General features: G+C 71.2%; 16 protein-coding genes. All 16 read left to right on the top strand.

Translation table 11 applies throughout. The features are described from left to right. A partial coding sequence (locus tag V7004_RS11355) for a lipoyl protein ligase domain-containing protein (RefSeq protein ID WP_334144074.1) occupies positions 1 to 566 on the top strand: 566 nt, incomplete at its 5' end. Positions 567 to 731: 165 nt separating this feature from the next. Further along, positions 732 to 1,151, top strand: coding sequence for a division/cell wall cluster transcriptional repressor MraZ (locus V7004_RS11350; RefSeq protein ID WP_334144073.1), 420 nt, complete (start codon positions 732 to 734; stop codon positions 1,149 to 1,151). 274 nt (positions 1,152 to 1,425) lie between these two features. Further along, positions 1,426 to 2,379, top strand: coding sequence for a 16S rRNA (cytosine(1402)-N(4))-methyltransferase RsmH (gene rsmH / locus V7004_RS11345; protein WP_442968049.1), 954 nt, complete (start codon positions 1,426 to 1,428; stop codon positions 2,377 to 2,379). Then, a complete protein-coding gene (locus V7004_RS11340; RefSeq protein ID WP_334144071.1) occupies positions 2,376 to 2,924 on the top strand; it encodes a hypothetical protein in 549 nt (182 codons plus the stop codon). Before rsmH ends, V7004_RS11340 begins: the two co-directional genes overlap by 4 nt. Continuing rightward, complete coding sequence (locus tag V7004_RS11335; RefSeq protein ID WP_334144070.1) at positions 2,921 to 4,762, top strand: peptidoglycan D,D-transpeptidase FtsI family protein; 1,842 nt, start codon at positions 2,921 to 2,923, stop codon at positions 4,760 to 4,762. Before V7004_RS11340 ends, V7004_RS11335 begins: the two co-directional genes overlap by 4 nt. Continuing rightward, positions 4,749 to 6,194, top strand: coding sequence for a UDP-N-acetylmuramoyl-L-alanyl-D-glutamate--2,6-diaminopimelate ligase (locus V7004_RS11330; RefSeq protein WP_334144069.1), 1,446 nt, complete (start codon positions 4,749 to 4,751; stop codon positions 6,192 to 6,194). The genes V7004_RS11335 and V7004_RS11330 overlap by 14 nt, the downstream gene beginning before the upstream one ends. A 20-nt stretch (positions 6,195 to 6,214) precedes the next feature. Next, the gene (mraY, locus tag V7004_RS11325) at positions 6,215 to 7,219 is read left to right on the top strand and encodes a phospho-N-acetylmuramoyl-pentapeptide-transferase (RefSeq protein WP_442968048.1); all 1,005 of its coding nucleotides are present in this window, start codon (positions 6,215 to 6,217) and stop codon (positions 7,217 to 7,219) included. Next, positions 7,216 to 8,562 (top strand): UDP-N-acetylmuramoyl-L-alanine--D-glutamate ligase, encoded by a 1,347-nt coding sequence (murD, locus tag V7004_RS11320; protein WP_334144067.1) that lies wholly within the window; start codon positions 7,216 to 7,218, stop codon positions 8,560 to 8,562. Before mraY ends, murD begins: the two co-directional genes overlap by 4 nt. After that, complete coding sequence (gene ftsW, locus V7004_RS11315) at positions 8,559 to 9,731, top strand: putative lipid II flippase FtsW (RefSeq protein WP_334144066.1); 1,173 nt, start codon at positions 8,559 to 8,561, stop codon at positions 9,729 to 9,731. Before murD ends, ftsW begins: the two co-directional genes overlap by 4 nt. Beyond that, positions 9,728 to 10,834: an undecaprenyldiphospho-muramoylpentapeptide beta-N-acetylglucosaminyltransferase gene (murG, locus tag V7004_RS11310; protein ID WP_334144065.1), complete on the top strand. Its 1,107-nt coding sequence runs from the start codon at positions 9,728 to 9,730 to the stop codon at positions 10,832 to 10,834. Before ftsW ends, murG begins: the two co-directional genes overlap by 4 nt. After that, positions 10,827 to 12,212, top strand: coding sequence for a UDP-N-acetylmuramate--L-alanine ligase (gene murC, locus V7004_RS11305; RefSeq protein ID WP_334144064.1), 1,386 nt, complete (start codon positions 10,827 to 10,829; stop codon positions 12,210 to 12,212). Before murG ends, murC begins: the two co-directional genes overlap by 8 nt. Then, positions 12,209 to 13,144, top strand: coding sequence for a UDP-N-acetylmuramate dehydrogenase (murB, locus tag V7004_RS11300; RefSeq protein WP_334144062.1), 936 nt, complete (start codon positions 12,209 to 12,211; stop codon positions 13,142 to 13,144). The genes murC and murB overlap by 4 nt, the downstream gene beginning before the upstream one ends. Continuing rightward, positions 13,144 to 13,956 (top strand): cell division protein FtsQ/DivIB, encoded by an 813-nt coding sequence (locus tag V7004_RS11295; protein ID WP_334144061.1) that lies wholly within the window; start codon positions 13,144 to 13,146, stop codon positions 13,954 to 13,956. Before murB ends, V7004_RS11295 begins: the two co-directional genes overlap by 1 nt. 254 nt (positions 13,957 to 14,210) lie before the next feature. Then, entirely contained in the window at positions 14,211 to 15,308 is a 1,098-nt protein-coding gene (ftsZ, locus tag V7004_RS11290) for a cell division protein FtsZ (RefSeq protein WP_208027990.1), read from the top strand. 19 nt (positions 15,309 to 15,327) lie between these two features. After that, positions 15,328 to 16,029: a polyphenol oxidase family protein gene (locus V7004_RS11285; RefSeq protein WP_334144058.1), complete on the top strand. Its 702-nt coding sequence runs from the start codon at positions 15,328 to 15,330 to the stop codon at positions 16,027 to 16,029. Beyond that, complete coding sequence (locus V7004_RS11280) at positions 16,026 to 16,715, top strand: YggS family pyridoxal phosphate-dependent enzyme (RefSeq protein ID WP_334144056.1); 690 nt, start codon at positions 16,026 to 16,028, stop codon at positions 16,713 to 16,715. Before V7004_RS11285 ends, V7004_RS11280 begins: the two co-directional genes overlap by 4 nt. Positions 16,716 to 16,878: the final 163 nt, after the last annotated feature.

The following is a 16,878-nucleotide window of genomic DNA, read 5'->3' as shown; positions in this document are numbered from 1 at the left end:
CCGGACCCGCGCTGGTGCTCGGCAGCACCCAGACCGACGGCGTTGCGGACCGCAGCGCGGCGCGCCAGATGGGGGTGGCGGTGGTCCGGCGGCGCAGCGGTGGTGGGGCGGTGTTGCTCGTTCCGTCGGAGCACGTCTGGGTCGACGTGCTGCTGCCCGCTGGAGATCCGCTCTGGAACGACGATGTCGGGGCCTCGTTCGGCTGGCTAGGCGTGGCGTGGGTTCGAGCTCTCGCATCCCTCGGAGTGGACGGCGCGGTGGTGGGTGGCGGCCCGCGCTGTCGCACCAGGCTCGGGCGGGCGGTGTGCTTCGGCGGGTTGGTGCCCGGCGAGGTGGTGGCCGGTGAGGCGAAGCTGGTCGGTCTCGCCCAACGGCGGACCCGTGCTGGGGCGCGGTTCCAATGCCTCATCCACCGGCAGTGGCGGGCGAGCTGGTATCGGCAGCTGTTGGCGCCGGTCCTGAGCGATCCGGCCGACGCCGCCGCGCTCGATCGCATCGAGGTGGGCACCGTCGGGGCCGGGCCTGACGAGGTCGTCGAGGCCCTCGTTGCGGCCCTGCCTCGCTGATCAGACCCTCTTCCCCTGAACCTGGGAGAGCCGTCATCCCTGACGAACCACCGTGGGCGCGCCGCGGTTGACCGGTGGAGGGAAGTGTCATAAAGTGGAGCACAGTGGGGTGTAGGGGAGTCCCGGAGGGGGACGGGTCCACATGAGGGCAGCGGGGAAGGCAGCGTGTTCGTCGGAACGTTTGAGCACTCGCTCGACGAGAAGGGCCGCATCGTGCTGCCGTCGACGTTCCGCAGCCACCTCGCCGACAAGGGCTTCCTCTCCCAGTTCGACGCCTGTCTCGGCCTGTGGACCGAAGAGGGCTTCCGGGAAGTCTCGAGCCGCCTCAAGGACAAGATCCGCGACGGCCTGGCGCCGCAGGAGGCTCTGCGGGCTTTCGCGGCCAACGCCCACGAGGTGCGTCCCGACGCGCAAGGGCGCATCACCATCCCTCAGCGGCTGCGGGACTTCGCCGGTCTCAGCCGTGACGCGGTCGTCATCGGCGCGATCGACCGGATCGAGATCTGGGACGCGGCCCGCTGGGCCGAGGTCGCGAACCAGGCCGACGGCAGCCTGAGCCAGGCCGTCCGTGCCCTCGGCCTGTGAGGCGGCCATGCGGAGCCACCACCGACCACACCGAGAAGAGGAGACGAACCACCACTCCGAACGGAAAGGATCGATTCGAACGAGCACGACCCGACCTCGCACATCGCTCATGCGCAGCCTCCCGGCGGGCAGATGGAAGGCCCCTACTCCGCCCGCTTCCCATCCAGCTCGATCGGGGGAGACATCCCGACGTGCGCCCGCCTGCCGGGGGGCTGCGGATGAGCGACCACCGAGGTTCACCGAAGCGAACGTTGCGGGCATGGAAGGACACCGCATGCCGGGGAAATCCACCAGCTTCGGCCACGAACCCGTTATGGTCCGCGAAGTCGCCGCACTGTTCGCGTCCGTTCCGACCGGATGGGTGGTCGACTGCACCGTCGGGGGAGGGGGTCACACGAGGGTGCTGCTCGAGGGGGACAGCCGGGTCCGGGTGCTGGGCCTCGACCGGGACGACGACGCCCTCGAGGCTGCTGGCCGGACCCTCGCTTTCGCCGGAGAGCGAGTGCGCCTGCGCAAGGCCCGCTTCGATGCGCTGAGCGACGTGGTGGCTGACGAGGCCATCGGGCCGGTGACCGGAGTGTTGTTCGACCTGGGCGTGAGCTCGCCACAGCTCGACCGTCCCGAGCGGGGTTTCAGCTACCGCCACGACGCGCCGCTCGACATGCGGATGGATCGCACCACGACCCGCACCGCGGCCGAGGTCGTGAACACCTACGACGAGCAGCAGCTGGCGCGGATCCTCGCACAGTACGGCGACGAGCGGTACGCGAGGCGGATCGCCGCGGCGATCGTGGCCGCACGCCCGCTGTCCACGACCACCCAGCTCGCCGAGGTGGTGCGTGACGCTATTCCTGCGCCGGCGCGCCGGCGTGGCGGCCATCCGGCGAAGCGCACCTTCCAGGCTGTTCGCATCGAGGTCAACGACGAGCTGGAGGTGTTGGGCCGAGCGCTCTGGCAGGCCATCGACGTGCTGGCGCCCGGCGGGCGGTGCGTGGTGATCTCCTACCACTCGGGTGAGGACCGCCTGGTCAAGGGAGTCTTCGAGGAGGCGGCGACCGGGGGGTGCACCTGCCCGCCGGCGCTGCCCTGCGTGTGCGGGGCTCGGGCCCGGGTGCGTCTGCTCCGCCGGGGGGCGCGGAAGCCCTCTGCGAGCGAGGTCGAGGCCAACCCGCGGTCGGCCAGCGCCCGGCTCCGGGCGGCGGAGAAGCTGGCAGAGGTGGCGGCGTGAGCCCCCGTACCGGCACCGCGGCTGCCGCCCCCCGCCGAGCGCCGGCCCGCGAGCAGGCTCGCTCCCGACCGCCGCTGCGGGTCGTCGAGCCCGGCGAGCTGCGGCGCCTTCGACCGGGCCGGGTGGGCACCATCGCTGGCACGTTGCTGTTCGTGGCCATGTTCGCCCTCGCGGCCTTCCAGACCGTCATCATCAAGGAGCAGGGCACCCTCGACGACCTGAACGGGCGCATCCGGGAGGAGCAGATCCGCCAGCGTGACCTCGCTCTCGCGCTGGTCGAGCTCCGCTCGCCTCAGCGGATCACCACCGCGGCCCGCGACCTCGGCATGATCAGCCCCGGCGCGGTCACCTACCTCGAACCTTCGCCCGGCGACGACGCGGCGGCGTCGTACCAGCAGCCGGACCCTGCCCCGACGACGACCACCACCTCGCCGCGGCCGCGCTCGACGACCACGACCACACCGCCCCGCTCGCGCTCGACCGCCACCACGACCCCGGCGACCGCTGCCGCTCGGGCACCGGCGAAGACCGGCACCGGTCGATGACCGCCACCATCCGGCTCGATCACCGGGTGCGATTCCTGTGGCTGCTGGGTGCGCTGGTCGCCGGGTTCGCCTTCCTGCTGGTCAAGATCACCGACCTGCAGGTCATCAACCCCGATCGCTACCGGGAGGTGGGGATCGAGCAGCGAACGTTCGTCCAGGCGATCGCGGCGGAGCGAGGCACGATCTACGACCGCAACGGCGTCGAGCTGGCCATGTCCCGCCCCGCCAGGTCGGTCTTCGTCGATCCGACGCTGATCGACGATCCGAGCGGTTCGGCCGCGCAGCTCGCCGATGCCCTGGGCATGGACCCGGCCGACATCGAGAAGCGGATGACGACGGAGGGGCGGTTCGCGTACGTGGCCCGCAAGGTGCCCGCAGAGGTGGCCGATCGGGTCGAAGCGCTCGGTCTGCCCGGCGTCGGACTCCTGGAGGAGCCGGAGCGCTTCCACCCCGCGGGCGACATGGCACGCTCGATCCTCGGCACGACCGATGTCGACAACGTGGGCATCTCCGGCCTCGAGGCGCTCTACGGTGACCAGCTCACGGGGACTCCCGGGAAGATGGTGTTCGAGCGGAGCCCTGCGGGCCGCACGATCGCCCTCGGCGAGCACCACCAGGTGCCGGCGGTGAAGGGCCAGGACCTGGTGCTGACCCTCGACCGCTCCCTGCAGTACGAGACCGAGCAGGTGCTCGCCGAGCAGGTCGCGGCGAACAAGGCCAAGAGCGCGATCGCCATCGTCAGCCGCCCCGAGACCGGCGAGATTCTGGCGATGGCCAACATGGTCGCGGACCCCGAGACCGGCGACGTGGTGCCAGGTACCAACAACGCCGCGCTGACCACGGTCTACGAGCCGGGCTCGGTCATGAAGATGGTGACGGTCTCCGCGGCGATCGAAGCCGGGTTGGTGTCGCCCGACACGATGGTGCAGGTTCCACCTACGCTGAAGGTCGGAGACGCCACCTTCCAGGACGCCGAGCCGCACGGCACGGTGACCTGGAGCGTCGCCGAGGTGCTCGCCCACTCGTCCAACATCGGGACGATCAAGATCGCTCAGCAGCTCGGCAAGGACCGGCTCCACCGGGCGCTGCTGGCGTACGGCTTCGGGCAGCCGACGTCCCTCGGCTTCCCGAACGAACAGTCCGGGCGGGTGCCCGACCCGAGCAACCCGGACCAGTGGTGGGCGACTTCGATGGGCACGGTGCCCATCGGCCAAGGTGTGTCCGTGACCCCGCTGCAGATGCTCCTCGCCTACAACACGATCGCCAACCGGGGTGTGTACGTGCCACCCAGCCTGGTGCGATCGACGATCGATGCCGACGGTAACGAGCACCCGCTCCCGGTCGAGGAGGGGCACCGGGTGCTCTCCCAGCCGGTCGCCGACATGATGAACGTGATGCTGCGACGGGTGGTCGCCGACGGCACGGGCAAGTTGGCCCAGGTGCACGGCTATACGCCGGCGGGCAAAACGGGCACCTCGCGCAAGCCCCAACCCGGCGGCGGCTACGTGGACCAGAACGGGGTGACGCAATACCAGTCGACCTTCGTCGGGTTCGTGCCGGCGGAGCGCCCAGCGCTGTCGATCATCGTCATCATCGACGAGCCTCGAGCCGGGGGCTACACCGGTGGCATGGTCGCGGCACCGGCGTGGTCGAAGATCGCCACCTTCGCGCTCCGGGAACTGTCGATCGCGCCCCCCGCCACGGATGTCCCCGCCGGAGGAACCCCGGTCGGCGAGCGGTCGGCCCGCACCCCGGAGGGCAAGGTCCGAGGGCCGACCGCGGATCTGCCGGTGGCTTCCCCCGCCGGGCGCGAGGTGGCGGTCGGTGCGCCTCGCTGAGGTCATCGGCGAGCTCGACCCGAGCGGGACGGAAGGCGATCTGTCGGTCGAGATCACCCGTGTGGACTACGACTCGCGGCGGGTGGAGCCGGGGAGCCTGTTCTGCTGCATCCCTGGCGCGTCCTTCGATGGCCATGCGTTCGCGGCGGAGGCCGTGGGGAAGGGAGCGGCCGCGCTGGTGGTCGAGCGCCCGGTGAGGCCCGGCGCCCCGGTGCCGGTGGTACGGGTGTGCGACTCGCGACGGGCGATGGGGCTCGCCGCCGCGACGTTCTGGGGGCACCCGTCCCGCTCGATGGACGTCGTGGGGGTGACCGGTACGAACGGCAAGACAACCACCGTCGCGCTGCTCGCCAACGTCCTTCGTGAGGCTCGACGATCCGTCGAGATCCTGGGCACCCTCACCGGTGAGCGGACCACGCCCGAGTCGCCCGACCTCCAGGAGCAGCTCGCGGCCTGGCGCGATGGCGGGGTCGACAGCGTGGCGATGGAGGTCTCCTCGCACGCCCTCACGCTGGAGCGAGTGTCGGGGATGCACTTCCGGGTCGCGGTGTTCACCAACCTCAGCCGTGACCACCTCGACTTCCACCACACGGTCGAGGCCTACTTCGAGGCCAAGGCCCGGCTGTTCCGCCCCGAGCTGTCCGAGGTCGCGGTGGTGAACCTGGACAGCCCCCACGGGAGGCTGCTGCGCGACGCGTCCGAGATCCCGGTGACGGGCTACTCGCTCGGCGACGTGGAGGAGCTCGAGCTCGGCCTCCGCGGCTCGACCTTCCGCTGGCGCGGGCAGCTCGTCCGCCTCCCCCTTGTCGGCGCCTTCAACGTCTCCAACGCCTTGGCGGCTGCCGGGGCCGGCCTGGTGCTGGGCCTCGACGAGGCGGTCATCGCCCGCGGCCTCAGCCAGCCGCTCGTGGTGCCCGGCCGGTTCGAGGTCGTCGATGAGGGCCAGCCGTTCAGTGTCGTGGTCGACTTCGCCCACACCCCTGACGGCCTCGAGCAGGTGCTCGGCACCGCACGTGGCCTGATCAGAGCGGGAGGCTCGCTGGTGGTGGTGTTCGGCTGCGGCGGCCAGCGGGACCCGGGCAAGCGGCCGGCGATGGGCGAGGTGGCGGCCCGGCTCGCCGATCGGGTAGTGCTGACGGCCGACAACTCCCGGGGCGAGCAGACTGGAGCGATCATCGACGCGATCAGAGAAGGGTTCGACCGGGCCGTCGAGCGCCGCGCCGCCCAGCTCGTGGTGGAGCCGGATCGTCGAGCCGCCATCGCCGGGGCGCTCGAGGCGGCGCAGCCCGGTGACGTGGTGGTGGTCGCGGGCAAGGGCCACGAACGGACCATCACCCTGGGTTCCGATCCGGTGCCTTTCGACGATCGGGAGGTGGCCCGGGAGGAGCTGCGCCGGATCGGCAGGGAGCGAGGTGAAGCGTGGTCCGGCTGATCGCGGCGGCTGCCATCGCCATGGCGCTGTCCTTGTTCGGCACCCGGCTGCTGATCTCGTTCCTCCGGGCTCGCGGCATCGGGCAGCCGATCCGTGAGGACGGGCCGTCGGGGCACGTCACCAAGGCCGGCACGCCGACGATGGGTGGTCTGGCGGTAGTCGGCGCAGCCGGGCTCGGCTGGCTGGTCAGCGACCTCTTCGGCGGGACGTTCACCCGCCGCGGGATCATCATCATGTTCACCATCGGCCTCGCCGCGCTCGTGGGCCTCATCGACGACGGCCTCAAAGTCTTCAGAGCTCGGAACCTCGGCCTGAACAAGCGGACGAAGATGATCGGGCTCCTCGTGGTGGCCGTGGTCTTCGTCGTGCTGGTCCTCGACCAGACCAACGTGGCGACCACGCTGTCGTTCACCCGCTACGACTCGCCCGGTGTCGACCTCGGCCGGCTGGGGTGGTCCGCCATGGCGATCCTGCTCATCCTCGCCACCACCAACGCGGTCAATCTGACCGATGGGCTCGACGGGCTGGCGGCCGGCACCGCCATCTTCAGCTTCGCGGCGTTCGTGGTCATCTGTTTCGTCGGGTTCCGCCACGAGGAGATCTACGGCGACCACAGCTACCTCGACCTCGGCGTGATCTCGGCCTCGATGCTCGGTGCCTGTGTGGGATTCCTGTGGTGGAACGCGGCGCCGGCGCAGATCTTCATGGGCGACACCGGTTCGCTGGCCATCGGCGCGGCGCTGGCCACCCTGGCCCTGGGGACGAACACCGTGTTGCTGCTCCCCGTGATCGCCGGGCTGTTCGTGATCGAGACCTTGTCGGTCATCCTGCAGGTCGGCACCTTCCGGTTGCTGGGTGGTCGTCGGATCTTCCGGATGGCGCCGATCCACCACCACTTCGAGTTGGGCGGCTGGCCGGAGACCACGGTGATCATCCGTCTCTGGATCGTTGCCGGGTTGTGCACCGGCCTCGCGATCGGGCTGTTCTACGCCGACTTCCTCTCGGTGCCGGGGGTGCTGGAGTGAGCGTGCCCCGGGTGGCCCTCGTCTACGGGCTCGGAGTCACCGGTCGGGCGGTGGCCCGCGCGCTCGCCGAGCACGGGGTGCAGGTCCTGGCCGCCGACGACCATCCCTCAGCGGCTGGTCGCTCACTAGCAGAATTGCTCGGCGTGGAGCTGCTGGACGCACCCGATGACGCCACCCTGCGACGCATCGTCGGGGTCGTCGACGCGGTCTTCCCCAGCCCAGGTATCCCGGAGCGCCATCCGCTCATGCGGATCGCCTCCGAGGAGGGCGTACCGCTCATGAGCGAGTTCGATCTGGCGCGGGAATGGGATGCGCGACCGGTCGTCGCCGTCACGGGGACCGACGGCAAGACCACCGTCACCACCATGGTGGCCGCCATGCTCAGCGCGTCCGGTCGGCGGGCCGTGCTCGCGGGAAACACCGACATTCCACTCGTGGCCGCCATCGCCGATGCCGAGGCGGACGTGTTCGTGGTGGAAGCATCGTCGTTCCGGCTGGGCCACACCCAGCGGATCGTCCCGCAGGTGGCGACGTGGTTGAACTTCGCGCCCGATCACCTCGACGTGCACGCGTCGCTCGGCGCATACGAGGCCGCGAAGGCCCGCCTGTGGGCGCACCTCTCTCCCGGAGCGACCGCGGTGGCCAACGCCGACGATCCGGTGGTCATGCGCCACCTGCCCCCTGGCGGCGCGATCACCTTCGGTGTCCGCGAGCCGGCCGGGTTCCGGGTGATCGGAGAGCAGCTCGTCACCGAGGACGGCGAGGTGCTGCTGGCCGTGGGCGAGCTCGGGCGGGCACTCCCGCACGACGTGACCAACGCCCTCGCCGCGGCAGCCACCGCGTTGGCAGCCGGAGCGGCGATCGACGCCGTCCGTGAGGTGCTCCGCGACTTCCGCGGCCTGCCCCACCGGGTCGAGCTGGTGGGGGAGTGGACCGGCGTGCGGTGGTACGACGACTCGAAGGCCACCGTGCCCCACGCGACGGTGGCGGCGGTCTCGGGGTTCGAGTCCGTGGTCTTGATCGCGGGTGGCCGAAACAAAGGCCTCGACCTCGCTGCCATGGCCGAAGCCGGCCCCCGGCTCCGGGCCGTGGTGGCGATGGGTGAGGCCGCCCCCGAGGTTCGCGGGGTGTTCGCGGCCATCTGTCCGGTGGTCGAAGTCGACACCGGCATCGAGGACGTGGTGGCGAGAGCGGCCGAGCTGGCCCGCCCCGGCGACGTGGTCCTGCTCTCGCCGGGCTGCGCGTCGTTCGACTGGTTCGGCTCCTACCACGAGCGGGGAGCGGCCTTCCAGGATGCGGTCAGGGCCATGGTCGGCTCCCGAGCGATGGAGGTGCGGCGGTGACCACCGCGATCCGCACGTCGCGGCCACGGCCGGCCCAGCGCTCCACGAAGGTCCCGCGGCGGCCGAGCCGGCCGGTGGGGAAGCGCTCCAACCTGTTCCTTGCCATCTTCTCGCTGGTCGTGATCCTGAATCTGATCGGGCTCCTGATGGTGCTCTCCGCCTCCGCAGTGAGCTCCTACTACGAGTACGGCTCGGCCTGGTACCAGTTCCAGCGTCAGTTCCTGTGGCTGCTGCTCGGTTCGGTGGCCCTCCTGGTGGCGATGCGGGTGGACTACCACTGGTGGCGCCGGCACACCCGCCCGATCCTGATCGGCGCCATCGTGCTCCTGGCGCTGGTGCTGGTCCCGGGCCTCGGGGTGAATGTGAACGGCTCGTCGCGCTGGTTGGGCTACGGGGCGGTGCGCATCCAACCGTCCGAGTTCGCCAAGCTGGCGGTCATCCTCTTCGTGGCCGACCTCCTCGCTCGGCGCGCCGATCGCATCGGCGACACCCGCCTGTCCCTGCGACCAGTGGTGGCGGTGTTCGCCGTGGTCGCGGTCCTGTTCATGCTGCAGCCCAACCTGGGCACCACGATCATCCTCGGGGTCGTCGTCTTCGTGATGCTCTTCGTCGCCGGGGTCCCCCTCCGCCCACTCGCCAAGGTGGTCGCCGCCGGCGCTGGGCTCGCCGTCATCGCCGCGGTGCTCGAGCCGTACCGCTACCGGCGGCTCATGGCGTTCCGCGACCCGTGGGCCGACCCGTTCAACACCGGTTACCAGACGATCCAGTCACAGGTGAGCATCGCCAGTGGCGGCCTCACCGGTGTGGGGTTGGGTGAAGGTCGGGCGAAGTGGGGCTTCCTGCCGTTCCCCCACACCGACTTCATCTTCGCCATCATCAGCGAGGAGCTCGGGCTGCTCGGCGCGTTCACCGTCGTCTCCCTGTTCGTGGCCTTGGGGGTGCTCGGGATCCGAACCGCCCTACGGGCCCCCGATCGGTTCGGCATGTTGGTCGCCACCGGCGTCACGGCCTGGATCCTCGTTCAAGCCTTCGTGAACATCGGCGCGGTGGTGGGCGCGCTGCCGATCACCGGAGTCCCCTTGCCGTTCGTCTCCTTCGGCGGCTCGTCGCTGCTGGTGCTGATGGCCGCCTCAGGCGTCTTGCTCAACATCGCTCGCCAGGCACGATGACCTTCGCGGTGATCGCGGGCGGTGGGACTGCTGGGCACGTCCTGCCCGGGATCGCGCTGGCCCGGGCGCTGGTGGAACGTGGTCATCCGCCCGGCAGCATCCAGTTCGTCGGCAGTACCCGGGGCATCGAGACCCGGCTCGTGCCCGAGGCAGGCTTCCCCCTCGTCGCGTTGCCGGGTCGGGGGCTGCAGCGGCGTATCACGATAGAGAACGTCGCCGCGGTCGGCGGCTTGTTGCGGGCGATGCTCGCTGGTGTCCGCCTCGTGCGTCGCCTGCGGCCCCGGGTGGTGGTGGTGCTGGGTGGGTATGCGAGCGTCGCCTGCGTAGCCGGCGCCATCCTCAACCGGGTGCCGATCGTGGTGATGGAGCAGAACGCCCGCGCCGGTGCGGCCAACCGACTGGCCGGGCGGTTCGCCGCGGCATGCGCCGTCCCGTTCCCCGGGACCGATCTGCCCCGGCGGGTGGTGACCGGCAACCCGGTGCGGGCCGAGGTGCTGGCGGCTGCTGCCGCGAACGACCGCGCCGGCTCCCGCCGGGCCCTGGGGCTGCCGGTTGACCGGACGGTGGTGGCCGTGTTCAGCGGTTCGCTCGGGGCCCGATCGATCAACACCGCGGTCCGTGGGGCGATCCCCGGGCTGGCCTCCCGCCGTGACCTGGCGATCCGCCACGTCATCGGCAGCCGGGACTGGGAGGAGTTCGGCCACCAGGTACCGGATCTCCCCGCCGATGGCCTCGTCTACCAGCCGGTGCGCTACGAAGACCGCATGGCCGAGCTGCTCGTCGCCGCGGACCTCGCGATCGCGCGCTCGGGAGGTACCACCGTCGCCGAGCTGGCCGAGGTGGGGCGGGCGGCCATCCTCGTCCCACTCCCGATCGCCCCGCGTGATCACCAGACGGCCAACGCAGCCGCGCTGGTCGCCGCAGGGGCAGCGGTCCTCGTCCCTGACGACCAGCTCAGCCCGCAGCGGCTGGTGCGGGAGCTCGAAACCCTGCTGGCCGATCCGCAGCGGGTCGCTCGGATGGGTCGGGCGGCGCGCTCGCTGGCCCGGCCGGATGCCGCCGAACGGGTCGCCGACCTGGTGGAGGAGCACGCCCGTGGCTGACCTGCCCCGCCCGGACCTCACCGTGAAGACGTCGATCCATGTGGTGGGCATCGGCGGTGCCGGCATGAGCGCTATCGCCACGGTGCTCGCGGGCATGGGGCACCGGGTGTCGGGCAGCGACCTCAAGGCGTCGTCCGGTCTGGAGCGGCTGCGGGCGATGGGCATCGACGTGCACATCGGGCATGCGCCCGAGAACCTGTCGCCCGACGTCGGGTACGTGGCGGTGTCGAGCGCGGTGCCCGACTCCAACCTCGAGGTCCGGGTGGCCCGCGAGCGCGGGATCCCGGTGCTGCGGCGGGCGGAGATCCTGGCGGCCATCGCCGCGACCCGGCGAAGCGTCGCAGTGGCGGGCACGCATGGCAAGACCACGACTTCTTCCATGCTGGCACTGGCGCTCCGTGCCGCCGGGTTGCGCCCGTCGTTCATCATCGGCGGGGACGTCAACGAGATCGGCAGCGGGGCGGTCTGGGACAGGGGGGACTGGTTCGTCGTCGAGGCCGACGAGAGCGATGGGACGTTCCTCGAGCTGCCGCGCCAGGCCGCGGTGGTGACCAACGTCGAGCCCGATCACCTGGAGTTCTACGGCTCGGTGGAGGCGATGCAAGATGCCTTCGGGCGCTTCCTCGCACAGACCGGCGGGCCACGGATCGTCTGCGCCGACGATCCGGTGGCGTTCCGGCTGGGCCGGTCGTGCGGCGCGACCACCTACGGCGTCGCCGAGCACGCCGACTGGCGGATGGTCGATCTCGTGTCCACGGGGGTCGGGTCGACGTTCGTGCTCTGTGCGGGCGAGCAGGTGGTGGGGAAGGTGCATCTGCCCATACCCGGCGCGCACAATGCCCGCAATGCCTGTGCCGCGCTGGTGACCAGCCTCCTGCTCGGAGCCGCGTTCGAGCCAGCGGCTGACGCCCTGGGGCGGTTCGCGGGTGTGGCCCGACGGTTCGAGCACCGGGGGGAGGTTCGGGGCGTGACGTTCATCGACGACTATGCCCACCTCCCATCGGAAGTACGGGCCGCGCTGGCAGCTGCCCGCGACGGTGACTGGAGCCGGATCGTCTGCGTCTTCCAGCCGCACCGCTACAGCCGCACGGCCGCGCTGTGGCAGGACTTCGCCGACGCGTTCGTCGAGTCCGACGTCCTCGTGCTGACCGACGTCTACGCCGCGGGCGAGGCGCCGAGACCGGGGGTGTCGGGCAAGCTGCTCGTTCACGCGGTGCTCGACGCCCACCCGTGGGCCCGGGTCGTGTACCTGCCGCGTCGGTCCGACGTCGTGGCGTTCCTCGAGCAGGAGTTGCGGCCCGGGGACCTGTGCCTGACCCTCGGGGCGGGTGATGTGACCTCGGTCCCGGACGAGTTGCGGGAGGCCTGGTCGAGGTGAGGTCCGGCCGTACGGCCGCGGTGGAGCGGGCGGCGACGATGCTCGGTCCGCTGGGGCAGCGCGACGTGCCGCTGGGGCCGATGACCACCTACCGGGTTGGTGGGGCCGCGGCGGTGCTGGTCCGGGTCGAGCGCGAGGAGCACCTCCGGACCGTGTCCACCGTGGTGCGAGAGACGGGGGTCGAGGTCCTGGTCGTGGGCAACGGGTCGAATCTCCTCGTCGCGGACGGAGGTTTCCAAGGGCTGGCGGTGGTGTTGGGGGAGGCGTTCTCGACGATCGACATCAACGGGGCCGTTGTGCGCGCCGGCGGCGGAGCGCTGCTGCCGGTGGTGGCCCGCCGGAGCGCGGCGTGCGGGTTGACCGGCTTCGAGTGGGCGGTGGGGGTGCCAGGTTCAATCGGCGGCGCGGTGCGTATGAACGCCGGCGGGCACGGTTCCGACATGGCGGCGGTGCTGTCGAGGGTCCGCCGGTTCGATCTCGCCACGGGGGAGGATGAGGTCGTGCCCGCCGACCGCCTCGGACTCGCGTTCCGCCACTCGTGCATCACCGCGTCGCAGCTGGTCCTGTGGGCCGAGTTGCAGCTGGCACCCGGGGACGTTGCGATCTCCGAGGAGCTGATCGCCGAGGTGGTCCGCTGGCGGCGGGAGCACCAGCCGGGGGGTGCGAACGCGGGGTCGGTATTCGTCAACCCCGAGGGAGACTCAGCGGGGCGGCTCATCGACGCCGCCGGGTGCCGCGGCCTGAGAATGGGCAGCGCCCGGGTGTCGGAGAAGCACGCCAACTTCATCCAGGCGGACGAGGGGGGGTCCGCCGATGACATCGAGCGGCTGATGCGGGAGGTCAGGGCGCGGGTCGAGCGGCATTCGGGGATTCGCCTCCGGCCTGAGACCCGCCTCGTCGGCTTCGATCCCACGCCCTGGGACGGTGCCTGATGAGCGCACGAACCATGGAGCAGCCCTCGCCCGTCGCCGTCGACCCCCGGATCGCTGCTCGCCGGGAACAGGTCGAGCGCGATCGCGGCCGGCGCCGCCGCCGATGGCTGCTGTTGGCATTGGTCGTTGGATGCCTGGGAGCGGCCGCCTGGTTCGCGTCGCGCACCGCGCTGCTCGACGTCGACGCAGTGCGCATCGAGAGCGGCGAGCACGTCACGGAGGAGCAGATCCGCGAGGCCGCCGGGGTGGCCCCGGGCGACCAGCTCGTCGACCTCGACGCCGCGGCGATCCGCGATCGGCTGCTGGCGCTGCCCTGGGTCGCCGACGCGACCGTGCAGGTGGCGTGGTCGGGCACGGTCACCATCCAGGTGACCGAACGCCAGCCACTCGCCGCGGTCGAGAATCGGGCCGCCGGGGGCTGGTTGCTGGTCGACACCGAGGGTCGGGTCCTGGGACCGCTGGCCGAGCCTGGCTGGCTGGTGCTGGAAGGGGTGGTCGCCGCTCCGGTGGGCGAGCGGCTCGGCGGGCCGGCGGATCAGGCGCTGGCTGTCGCCCGGTCGCTGACACCTGGGGTCCGTAGTCGGGTCTCGGCGGTGGTCGTGGGGGCCGACGGCGCGGTCCGGCTGCGGGTCCTGCCCTCGGGGGAGGTGCTCTTCGGCCCGGCGACCGAGGTGGAGGACAAGGTGCTCGCGCTACGCACGGTGTTCGGTCAGGTGGACGACCGTTGCCTGGCGACGCTGGACGTCCGGGTGCCCGACCGGCCGGTGATCACCCGCGACCGCGCGTGCGAGAAGGGAGCCAGCGGTGGTTGACCTGCCGCCCTCGCCGGACGTACAGTATCAACCGAAATCTGAGGTTGACATAACCCTCGACCTCAGGTTGAGAGTTGTGCCCGCCTGGTCGAGGGCATGCTCCCGGCGGCGTCCCCATGGCTGATCGCCTCTTCGACGTGTCGCCCTACTCGGATCCGCGGGGCGGGCCGAGCGACCGGACGCCATCCACCACGTCGCGACGAAGGAAGAGCAAAGTGGAGCCGAGCGCTCCCCAATCGGAGGTGACGAACGCCATGGCCGGTTCTCCGCAGAACTACCTCGCGGTCATCAAGGTCGTCGGGGTCGGCGGCGGTGGGGTCAATGCCGTCAACCGCATGATCGATGCCGGCCTGAAGGGCGTGGAGTTCATCGCGGTCAACACCGACGCGCAGGCGCTGCTCATGAGTGACGCCGACGTCAAGGTCGACATCGGCCGGGAGTTGACCCGCGGCTTGGGCGCCGGCAGCGACCCGGAGGTGGGCCGCCAGGCGGCGGAGGCGCACAAGGAGGAGCTCGAGGAGGTCCTCAAGGGTGCCGACATGGTCTTCATCACCGCGGGCAAGGGTGGAGGCACCGGCACCGGGGCGGCTCCGGTGCTCGCGGAGGTGGCGAAAAACCTGGGCGCGCTGACCATCGGTGTGGTGACCAGGCCGTTCGGCTTCGAGGGCCGCCGGCGCGCCGTGCAGGCCGAGTCGGGCATCCAGCGCCTGAAAGAGAAGGTCGACACCCTGATCGTGATCCCGAATGATCGGCTGCTCACCGTCTCCAACGACAAGACCTCGGTGCTCAATGCCTTCAAGATGGCCGACGAGGTGCTCTTGCAGGGCGTGCAGGGCATCACCGACCTCATCACCACCCCGGGCCTCATCAACACCGACTTCGCCGACGTGAAGATGATCATGAGCGATGCCGGCTCCGCGCTGATGGGCATCGGGTACGGCTCGGGTGAGGGGCGGGCCCTCACCGCGGCCCGAGCCGCCATCTCGAGCCCGCTGCTCGAGGCCAGCATCGAGGGCGCCCGCGGCATCCTGCTCACCATCGCCGGTGGGAGCGACCTGGGCCTGTTCGAGGTGAACGAGGCGGCTGAGGTGATCCACTCGGTCGCCCACCCCGACGCGAACATCATCTTCGGCACCGTCATCGACGACGAGATGGGCGATGAGGTGCGGGTCACGGTCATCGCCGCGGGCTTCGACCGCTGGGACGCCGATCGCAAGCCCGCCGAGGGCAAGCCGGCCCGGGCCGCGGACCTGGCCCCCGTCACCGACGTCTTCGCCGGGGGCGGCGACGACGAGGACCTGGGGCTGGAGGGCGGCGACGACGACTTCGACGTGCCCGCCTTCCTGAAGTAGGCGCGACCACCACGAGCGTGTGATCGAGCTCTGGCGTGTGCCACTGCCCGGCGGGCAGGTGGCCCGGGCGTCGTTCACGGTGCGCTCCGACGGTGATTTCGCGATCACCCGGCCCGCACCGGAGCTCGAAGCCCGCCGCCGGTCGGTGCTCGACCTCCCCTGGGCGTGGGTCCGCCAGGTGCACGGCTCCGCGGTCGTGGCGATCGACGACCCAGCGACGGCCGGGCAGGTGTGCGGTGCGGAAGCCGATGCCGTGGTCACCGGCGCATCAGGGATCGTGGCCTCGGTGACCGTGGCCGACTGCGCGCCGGTGGCCCTCGTGTCCCCCGAGGGAGTGGTCGCCGCGGTCCATGCCGGGTGGCGAGGGTTGAGTCGTGGTGTGCTCCGGGCCGCGGTGGACGAGATGCGGGCCAGGGGAGCGGTCACGGTCAACGCCTACCTGGGGCCGTGCATCCATCCGGAGTGCTACGAGTTCGGCATCGACGACCTCGCCGGTCTGGTACGCACGCTCGGACCGGGCATCAGGAGCCTGACCGGGAGCGGCCGCCCGGCGCTCGATCTCCCCACCGCAGTGGCCGCGTCGCTCAGCCGGGCCGGCGTGGCATTGGTCGGCGCCGCGGACGTGTGCACCGCCTGCGGCGGGGACCGGTGGTTCTCCCACCGGGCCCGGGCGGAATCAGGCCGGCACGCGCTGGCGGTGTGGATGGAGCGACGGTCATGAGCGGCACCGAGGTCGACCTGGAGGAGGTGTCGGCGCGGGTGGGCGCGCTCCGTTCCCGCATCGCCGCGAAAACGGACCGGGAGGTGCGCATCGTGGCGGTGACCAAGGGGTTCGGCGTCAGCGCGGTGCGAGCGGCGCTCGCGGCCGGGATCCACGACATCGGCGAGAACTATGCGCAGGAGCTCCTCGACAAGCACGCCGCGCTCGGTGAGTTGGCGCGAGAGGTCCGGTGGCAGTTCATCGGGCGCCTCCAGCGGAACAAGGTCCGTGCCCTGGCCCCCGTGGTCTCGTGCTGGCAGACGATCGATCGCGACGAGCTGGCGGCGGAGCTGTCCCGGCGTGCGCCCGGTGCGGCCGTGCTGGTCCAGCTGAACCTCTCGGGGGAGCCTCAGAAGGGCGGATGCCCGATCGACGACGCTCCCCGCCTCGTCGCCCAGTGTTCACAGCTCGGCCTGGAGGTCCGGGGGCTGATGGGTGTGGGGCCCGCGGGCCCGCCGGAGCGGGCTCGCCCGGGGTTCCGGCGCCTGGTGGCGCTGGCGGACGAGCTGGGTCTCCCCGAGCGGTCGATCGGCATGACGGCTGACCTGGAGGTCGCGCTGGAGGAAGGCACCACGATGGTGCGGGTGGGCCGGGAGCTCTTCGGGCCGCGACCGGCGCGTGGAGAGGCCGCGGGGCCACTAGCCTGACCCGGTTCGCAGTCGGACGGGTCGCGCGTGGAACACTGGTGCGCAGCGGCTCAGGAGGATCCCATGGCTTCCGTGTGGAAGAAGACGATGCTCTACCTCGGGCTGGGTCCCGACGACGAGTACGACGACGACGTCGAGCCCGAGGCCGCCAGCCCACCACCAC

The sequence above is a fragment of the Rhabdothermincola sp. genome, from assembly GCF_036846205.1.
GTDB lineage: Bacteria > Actinomycetota > Acidimicrobiia > Acidimicrobiales > Acidimicrobilacustridaceae > Rhabdothermincola.
Note: the sequence above shows the minus strand (reverse complement) of the source record. Positions and strands in the feature narration are given on the sequence as shown.

What these genes read in the sequence shown, in the direction of transcription:
- rsmH (WP_442968049.1), top strand. Translation starts at nt 1,426, where the DNA reads ATGCCGGGGAAATCCACCAGCTTCGGCCACGAACCCGTTATGGTCCGC.
- V7004_RS11335 (WP_334144070.1), top strand. Translation starts at nt 2,921, where the DNA reads ATGACCGCCACCATCCGGCTCGATCACCGGGTGCGATTCCTGTGGCTG.
- mraY (WP_442968048.1), top strand. Translation starts at nt 6,215, where the DNA reads ATGGCGCTGTCCTTGTTCGGCACCCGGCTGCTGATCTCGTTCCTCCGG.
- murG (WP_334144065.1), top strand. Translation starts at nt 9,728, where the DNA reads ATGACCTTCGCGGTGATCGCGGGCGGTGGGACTGCTGGGCACGTCCTG.
- V7004_RS11295 (WP_334144061.1), top strand. Translation starts at nt 13,144, where the DNA reads ATGAGCGCACGAACCATGGAGCAGCCCTCGCCCGTCGCCGTCGACCCC.
- ftsZ (WP_208027990.1), top strand. Translation starts at nt 14,211, where the DNA reads ATGGCCGGTTCTCCGCAGAACTACCTCGCGGTCATCAAGGTCGTCGGG.
- V7004_RS11280 (WP_334144056.1), top strand. Translation starts at nt 16,026, where the DNA reads ATGAGCGGCACCGAGGTCGACCTGGAGGAGGTGTCGGCGCGGGTGGGC.